The following is an 8,033-nucleotide window of genomic DNA, read 5'->3' as shown; positions in this document are numbered from 1 at the left end:
CGGCCTGCGACGCGATCGCCGGGTCGCTGCGCGGCCTGTTCGACTTCTCCGGCGAGCACGGCGAGGCCCGCGAGACGCTCGCCGCGTGGGGTCTCGGATCGGTCGCCGCGCTGGTCGGCGGACGCCTCGCGGCCTGGCTCGTGGCCCGCCTCGCCTAGCCGCGAAGCACCCGGTCGCGGTGTGATCCAAGCCATTCCATGCCCGGTTTCCCGTCCTGTCACGCGTCGGTAACATTCGCAGCGGTGGGCCGCGCGCGACCGCGTCCGTGCGGTTGCCGCCCCGACCGTCGCGGTGCCGCACCTGGCGCCGCGTCCCGTGATCACAGGAGGGTCTTCGTGACCAAGATCGTTGTCGCAGTGAAGTACGTACCCGACGCGACGGCCGACCGGAAGTTCGAGTCCGACAACACCGTCGACCGCGAGAACGTCGACGGTCTGCTGTCCGAGCTCGACGAGTACGCCGTCGAGCAGGCGCTGCAGATCGTCGAGGCCGGCGAGGGCGAGGTGACCGTGGTGACGGTCGGCCCCGACGACGCTGCCGACGCGGTCCGCAAGGCGCTGCAGATGGGTGCCGACGCCGGCGTCCACGTCAACGACGAGGCGATCGCCGGCTCCGACGCGATCGCGACCTCGCTGGTGCTGGCCAAGGCGATCGAGAAGCTCGAGTACGACCTGGTGATGTTCGGCATGGCCTCGACCGACGGCTCGATGGGCATCGTCCCGACGCTGGTCGCCGAGCGCCTGGGCCTGCCCGCGATCACCTACGGCTCGGAGATCACCGTCGACGGCTCCACGGTCACGATCCGCCGCGACGGCGACGCCGCCTCCGAGACGATCACGGCCGAGGGCAAGGTCGTGGTGTCGGTGACCGACCAGTCCGGCGAGCCGCGCTACCCCTCGTTCAAGGGCATCATGGCCGCGAAGAAGAAGCCGGTCGACGAGTGGACGCTCGCCGACCTCGGCGTCGACGCCGCGCAGGTCGGCCTGGACGCGTCGTTCACGGCGGTCGAGTCGACCTCCCCGCGTCCGCCGCGCACCGCGGGCGAGATCGTCACCGACGAGGGCGACGGCGGCACCAAGCTGGCCGAGTTCCTCGCCTCCAAGAAGTTCATCTGAGAAGGAGCACCACCCATGACTGAAGTTCTGGTGGTCGTCGACCACGTCGACGGTGCCGTCACCAAGCCCACGCTGGAGCTCCTGACCCTCGCCGCGCGCCTGGGCGAGCCGTCGGCCGTCGTGTTCGGCGCCGGTGCCGAGACGGCCAAGGACAAGCTGGCCGAGTTCGGTGCGGCGAAGATCTACGCCTACGACGACGCGGTCTTCACCGACTACCTCGTCGCGCCCAAGGCCGAGGCCCTCGCGGCGCTCGTCGGCGAGGTCTCGCCGGCCGCGGTGCTGGTGCCCTCCACGACCGAGGGCAAGGAGGTCGCCGCGCGCGTCGCGCTCAAGACCGAGTCCGGCATCATCACCGACGCGGTCGACGTCGAGGCCGGTCCGGTCACGACGCAGAGCGTGTTCGCCGGCAACTACACCGTCACCTCCAAGGTCACCAAGGGCACGCCGGTGATCACGGTCAAGCCCAACTCGACCACGCCGCAGGCCGCCCCGGCCGCCGGTGAGGTCGTGGCGAGGACGGCCGAGGTCTCCGACGCCGCCAAGACGGCCAAGGTCACCGACCGCAAGCCGCGCGAGAAGTCCGGCCGTCCCGAGCTGGCCGAGGCCGCGATCGTCGTCTCCGGCGGCCGTGGCACCGGTGGCGACTTCTCCGAGGTCGAGGCCCTGGCCGACGTCCTCGGCGCCGCCGTGGGCGCCTCGCGCGCCGCGGTCGACTCCGGCTGGTACCCGCACACCTTCCAGGTGGGCCAGACCGGCAAGACCGTCTCGCCGCAGCTGTACGTCGCCAACGGCATCTCCGGTGCGATCCAGCACCGCGCCGGCATGCAGACGTCCAAGACGATCGTCGCGGTCAACAAGGACGAGGAGGCGCCGATCTTCGAGCTCGTCGACTTCGGCGTCGTGGGCGACCTCAAGTCGGTGCTGCCGCAGGCCACCGAGGAGATCACCAAGCGCAAGGGCTGAGCCCCTCACGCCTCGCGGGCCCCGGTGGATCATCCACCGGGGCCCGCGTGCGTCCTGGCCCGTCCGGACCACGTCCGGGCCACCCGGACGTTCGATTACAAATCGGTTGCATGGCCCGTCGCGGCTAGGACCCGGCGTGGGCGGGGTGATAGTCATGAACGGATGCACGGCTGTGCAGCAACCTGACACAGGAGGAAACATGCGACTCTCCCGGCGTACGCGCCTCGCGGGTGTGGCATTGGTGGCCGCGGCGAGCCTGACGCTCACCGCCTGCGGTGGCGACTCGGGCGACGAGTCCTCGTCGAGCAACCAGGTCATCACCGTCGACGGCTCCGAGCCCCAGAACCCGCTGGTGCCGAGCTCGACGAACGAGACCGGCGGCGGCAACGTCATCGACGAGCTCTTCGCGGGCCTGGTGGCCTACAAGGCCGACGGCTCGGCCGTCAACGAGGTCGCTGAGTCGATCGAGTCCGAGGACAACAAGACCTGGACCGTCAAGCTGAAGGACTGGAAGTTCAGCGACGGCTCCGCCGTGACCGCGAACTCCTTCGTCGACGCCTGGAACTACGGCGCCTTCATCGACAACGCCCAGCTGAACGCCTACTTCTACTACCCGATCGCGGGCACCAACGAAGAGGGCAACACCGACAAGCTCGGCATCTCGGGCCTGAAGGTCGTCGACGACAAGACCTTCACCATCGAGCTCAAGCAGGCCGAGGCGGACTTCCCGTCGCGCCTGGGCTACTCGGCCTTCTTCCCGCTGCCCGAGGCCGCCTTCGGCCCCGACGGCAAGGTGACCAAGGAGTTCGGCGAGAACCCGATCTCCAACGGTCCCTACAAGATGGACGGCGAGGGCGCCTGGGAGCACGACAACCAGATCCGCCTGGTCCCGAACGAGAACTACGACGGTGAGCGCAAGCCCGAGAACGGCGGCCTGACCTTCAAGTTCTACACCGACCTCGACGCCGCCTACACCGACGTGCAGGCCGGCAACCTCGACGCGCTCAAGGCCGTCCCGGACAGCGCCCTGACGACGTTCGAGGACGACGACAACGTCCAGGCCGTCTCCGAGCCCGGCTCGGTCTTCCAGGCCTTCACGATCCCGCAGTCGCTCAAGCACTTCGGCTCGGACGAGGAGGGCAACCTGCGTCGTCAGGCCATCTCGCTCGCCATCAACCGCGAGGAGATCACCGACAAGATCTTCAACGGCACCCGTACCCCGGCCAAGGACTTCAGCTCCCCGCTGATGCCCGGCTTCACCGAGGACATCGAGGGCTCCGAGGTCCTGGGCTTCGACCCGGCCAAGGCCAAGCAGCTGTGGGCCGAGGCCGACAAGATCCAGCCGTTCTCGGGCAAGTTCCAGATCGCCTACAACGGTGACGGTGGCCACCAGGCCTGGGTCGACGCCGTGTCGAACCAGCTCAAGAACAACCTGGGCATCAACGCCTCGGGCAAGTCGTACCCGACGTTCGACGAGCTGCGCAACGACGTCACGAAGCGCACGATCAAGACCGCGTTCCGCAGCGGCTGGCAGCCCGACTACCCGTCGATCTACAACTACCTGGCCCCGCAGTACGGCACGGGCGCCGGCTCGAACGACGGCGACTACTCCTCCAAGGAGTTCGACACCCTGATCAACCAGGCCGCTGGTGCTCAGGACGAGGACGAGCGCTACAAGCTGTACGCCGAGGCGCAGGCCGTCCTCATGAAGGACCTGCCGTCCATCCCGCTGTGGTACTCGAACATCGCCGCCGCCGCCGCCAAGGGCGTCAACGGTGTCGAGTTCAACTGGCAGAACCTGCCCGAGTACCACAAGCTCACCAAGTAGTACCGGTCACACCGGCTCTGCAGAGCACACGCTGGGGGTAGCGACTCGTCGCTACCCCCAGCGGCTTATTGTGGACGCCGGCCCCGCCCGATCGGCGCGGTGCGCGTCCGCGGGTTCTCTCATCAGGAGGCAGCTGTGTGGTGGTACGTCGGAAAACGACTACTGCAAACAATCCCCGTCATCCTCGGGGCCACGTTGATCATCTACGCCCTGGTCTTCGCCCGGCCCGGTGACCCGATCGCCGGCCTGTTCGGCGACAAGCCGATCAACGAGGGCGTCAAGGCGCAGATCGAGGAGCAGTACAACCTCGACAAGCCCTTCCTCGTGCAGTGGCTGCTGTTCCTCAAGGGAGCGGTCACCTTCGACTTCGGCACCTCCTACACCGGACGCCCCGTGATCGACATGGTCCAGCAGGCGTTCCCGGTCACCGTCACCCTCGCCGTCATGGCGCTGCTGATCGAGATGGTCCTGGGCGTCATCGCCGGCACCATCGCCGGCCTGCGCCGCGGCGGCCTGTTCGACTCCACCATGCTGGTGACGTCGCTCGTCGTCATCGCCGTCCCGATCTTCGTCTTCGGCTTCGTCCTGCAGCTGATCTTCGGCGTGAAGCTGGGGTGGGTGCCACCCACGGTCGGCGGCGACTGGTCGGTGGGCAAGCTGATCCTGCCGGCCTTCGTCCTGGGCCTGGTGTCCTTCGCCTACGTGCTGCGCCTGACGCGCACGAGCGTCGCGGAGAACCTGTCGACCGACCACGTCCGCACCGCGCGGGCCAAGGGCCTGTCCGAGGGCCAGGTGGTCAAGAACCACGTCCTGCGCAACTCGCTCATCCCCGTCGTGACCTTCCTGGGCGTCGACCTCGGCGCGCTGATGGCCGGCGCGGTGGTGACCGAGAGCATCTTCAACATCCCCGGCGTCGGCAAGCTCGCCTACGACGCGATCAAGCGCGGCGAGAACCCGACCATCGTCTCGGTGGTCACGATCATGGTGCTGGTCTACGTCCTGGCCAGCCTGGTCGTGGACCTGCTGTACGCCTGGCTCGACCCGAGGATCCGTTATGCCTGAGACCGTCACCCGTCCCGGCCAGGAGCGCTTCGTCGCCCCGCTGGAGGAGACCCCGCTGCAGGACGTCGACTCGGTCGACCTGTCCGCCGCTCCCGAGAGCCAGTGGAAGGAGGCCTGGAAGCGGCTGCGCAAGAGCCCGCTGTTCTGGATCTCCGGCCTGCTGCTCGTCGTCATCGCGGTCGTGATCGCCTTCCCCGGCCTGTTCACGAACGCCGACCCGAACTACCAGGAGCTGGGCCGCAGCCTCGACCCGGCCACCGACGGCCACCCGTTCGGCTTCAACCGCCAGGGCGGCGACGTCTGGGCCCGGACGCTCTACGGGGCGCGCGCCTCGGTCGCGGTCGGCGTGCTGGCCACGGTGTTCGTGACCATCGTCGGCGTCATCACCGGTGCGATCGCCGGCTTCCTGGGCGGCTGGGTCGACTCGCTGATCTCGCGCCTGAGCGACATCTTCTTCTCGATCCCGCTGCTGCTCGCCGCGATCGTCGTCATCTCGATCATCAACAACGTCTGGCCCGACCGGCAGTTCTGGGGCTCGGTGATCGTGGTCGTCGGCGCCCTCGCGCTGTTCGCCTGGCCGCAGATCACCCGCCAGATGCGTGGTGCGGTGCTGTCGATCAAGAACCTGGAGTTCGTCGACGCCGCGACCGCCATCGGCGCCTCGCGCTGGAAGAACCTGGTGCGCCACATCGTGCCCAACGCCATGGCGCCGGTCATCGTCACCGCGACGATCACGCTCGGCGTGTTCATCGTGGCCGAGGCGACGCTGTCCTTCCTGGGCCTGGGCCTGCCGACCGACGCCGTCGTCTCCTGGGGCAACGACATCGCCGCGGCCCAGAACGAGGTGCGCTCGGGCCAGAACCTGCGCGTCATGTTCGTGCCCGCGACCGCCCTGGCGATCACCGTCCTGGCCTTCATCCTGCTCGGCGACGCCGTGCGGGAGGCCTTTGACCCGAAGGCGAGGAAGAAGTGAGCACCCGCTCCGAGGCGCGCGCCGCCAAGAAGAACCCGGTCAGCAGCTACGACCCCGCCGTCGACCCGCTGCTGGAGATCAAGGACCTGCACGTCGGCTTCCGCACGTCCAAGAAGGACGTCGTCCCGGCCGTCCAGGGTGCCAGCCTGACCGTGTACCCCGGCCAGACCGTCGCCATCGTCGGCGAGTCGGGCTCGGGCAAGTCGACCACCGCGCACGCGGTCATCGACCTGCTGCCGGGCCGCGGCGAGGTCACCGGCGGCCAGATCCTGTTCGAGGGTCGTGACGTCTCCAAGGCCCGCAAGGACGACATCGTCGCGATGCGCGGCTCGTCCATCGGCCTGGTGCCGCAGGACCCGATGAGCAACCTGAACCCGCTGTGGAAGGTCGGCTTCCAGATCAAGGAGGCGCTCGAGGCCAACGGCGTCGCCAAGGGCAAGGACGCCGACCGGCGTGTCGTCGAGCTGCTCGAGGAGGCCGGGCTGCCCGACGCCGAGCGCCGGGCCCAGCAGTACCCGCACGAGTTCTCCGGCGGCATGCGCCAGCGCGCGCTCATCGCGATGGGCCTGGCCGCGCGGCCGAAGCTGCTCATCGCCGACGAGCCGACGTCCGCGCTGGACGTGACGGTGCAGAAGCAGATCCTGGACCACCTGGAGATGCTCACCGGCGAGCTGGGCGTGGCCGTCCTGCTCATCACCCACGACCTCGGCCTGGCCGCCGAGCGCGCCGACCACCTCGTGGTCATGTACAAGGGCAAGGTCGTGGAGTCGGGTCCGGCGCTGGAGATCCTGCAGCACCCCGAGCACCCCTACACCCAGCGCCTGGTCTCCAAGGCCCCGTCGCTGGCCTCGCAGCGCCTCTCGACGCGCCGCGAGCGCGAGGAGGTCAAGGCCCAGGCCGTCCAGACCGCCGGCGAGATCGCCGCGGAGCTGGAGGTCGAGCCGGAGGTCGTCGGCGACCTGACCCACGACGACGTCATCACCGTGCAGAACCTGACCAAGGTGTTCAAGCTGCGCGGCAAGCGTCCGGGCCAGACCACCGACTTCACCGCGGTGGACGACGTGTCGTTCTCGCTGCGCCGCGGCACCACCATGGCGATCGTGGGCGAGTCCGGCTCGGGCAAGTCGACCGTGGCCCGGATGGTGCTGGACCTGCTCGAGCCGACGTCGGGCACCGTGCTGTTCGACGGCGTCGACGTGCGCACCCTCAAGGGCAAGGACCAGCTGCGCCTGCGCCGCCAGATGCAGCCGGTGTTCCAGAACCCGTACGCCTCGCTGGACCCGCTGTACTCGGTGTACCAGTCGATCGAGGAGCCGCTGCGCACGCACGGCATCGGCAGCAGGAAGGAGCGCGAGGCGCGCGTCCGTGACCTGCTCGACAAGGTGTCGCTTCCGGCGTCGGTCATGCCGCGGTTCCCCTCCGAGCTGTCCGGCGGCCAGCGTCAGCGCGTCGCCATCGCGCGGGCCCTGGCGCTGCAGCCCGAGGTCGTCATCTGCGACGAGGCCGTCTCGGCGCTGGACGTGCTGGTGCAGGCCCAGATCCTGGAGCTGCTCAACGAGCTGCAGGCCGACCTGGGGCTGAGCTACCTGTTCATCACCCACGACCTGGCCGTCGTCCGGCAGATCGCCGACGACGTCATCGTCATGGAGAAGGGCAAGGCGGTCGAGCAGGCCTCGGTCGACGAGGTCTTCAGCAACCCGCAGCAGGCGTACACGCGCAAGCTGCTCGACGCGATCCCGGGCGGGTCGATCGAGCTGGGTCGCTGACCCGCCGCCGCTGACCGACGGCCCGGCACCCCTGTGGGGGAGGGCCGGCGTCGGCGTCCGAAGGCGGTGCGTGAGGGCGGTCGGGGCTGACCCTCCACCTGCGGTCGAGAGTTGACCGAGTTCGAACACGCGTTCGATACTGGACCCATGGTCGCGTCGGTGGTGGAGGAGCTCCAGGCGCGGGTCGACCTCATGCAGGGACGTCCCGCCGCGCAGCCGGTCGCCACCCACCCGGCGCTGACCGGGCTGCTCGGCCTGCGCGCCGGCGGCACCTACACGGTCGACTCGGCCACCCTCGTGGGGCTGCTGCTGGCCGGCCCGTCGGC

The 8,033-nt window shown here is 69.1% G+C and carries 6 protein-coding genes and 1 pseudogene; all 7 read left to right on the top strand.

Going from position 1 to position 8,033, the window contains the following annotated elements; translation table 11 throughout:
* The first annotated feature begins 335 nt into the window (after window positions 1–335).
* On the top strand, window positions 336–1,115 hold the full coding sequence (locus AC2W7G_RS05320; RefSeq protein WP_485867521.1) for an electron transfer flavoprotein subunit beta/FixA family protein: 780 nt from the start codon (window positions 336–338) through the stop codon (window positions 1,113–1,115).
* Between the two features lie 15 nt (window positions 1,116–1,130).
* Window positions 1,131–2,078, top strand: a complete 948-nt coding sequence (locus AC2W7G_RS05315) for an electron transfer flavoprotein subunit alpha/FixB family protein (protein WP_485867520.1) — start codon at window positions 1,131–1,133, stop codon at window positions 2,076–2,078.
* Between the two features lie 232 nt (window positions 2,079–2,310).
* A complete protein-coding gene (locus AC2W7G_RS05310; protein ID WP_485867519.1) occupies window positions 2,311–3,906 on the top strand; it encodes a peptide ABC transporter substrate-binding protein in 1,596 nt (531 codons plus the stop codon).
* A gap of 135 nt (window positions 3,907–4,041) precedes the next feature.
* Window positions 4,042–4,968, top strand: coding sequence for an ABC transporter permease (locus tag AC2W7G_RS05305; protein ID WP_485867518.1), 927 nt, complete (start codon window positions 4,042–4,044; stop codon window positions 4,966–4,968).
* On the top strand, window positions 4,961–5,941 hold the full coding sequence (locus AC2W7G_RS05300) for an ABC transporter permease (RefSeq protein ID WP_485867517.1): 981 nt from the start codon (window positions 4,961–4,963) through the stop codon (window positions 5,939–5,941). Before AC2W7G_RS05305 ends, AC2W7G_RS05300 begins: the two co-directional genes overlap by 8 nt.
* Entirely contained in the window at window positions 5,938–7,707 is a 1,770-nt protein-coding gene (locus tag AC2W7G_RS05295) for a dipeptide ABC transporter ATP-binding protein (protein ID WP_485867516.1), read from the top strand. The genes AC2W7G_RS05300 and AC2W7G_RS05295 overlap by 4 nt, the downstream gene beginning before the upstream one ends.
* Before the next feature lie 111 nt (window positions 7,708–7,818).
* A pseudogene (locus AC2W7G_RS05290) lies at window positions 7,819–8,033 on the top strand (hypothetical protein); the annotation flags it as partial.

This window comes from Aeromicrobium sp. PFPM2_SD2 (assembly GCF_057364525.1).
The sequence above is the reverse complement of the archived record's forward strand: the minus strand, read 5'-3'. Positions and strand labels throughout refer to the sequence as shown.

Bases quoted from the DNA above. Each gene is read 5' to 3' on its own strand.
- AC2W7G_RS05315 (WP_485867520.1), top strand. From the start codon at position 1,131: ATGACTGAAGTTCTGGTGGTCGTCGACCACGTCGACGGTGCCGTCACC.
- AC2W7G_RS05300 (WP_485867517.1), top strand. From the start codon at position 4,961: ATGCCTGAGACCGTCACCCGTCCCGGCCAGGAGCGCTTCGTCGCCCCG.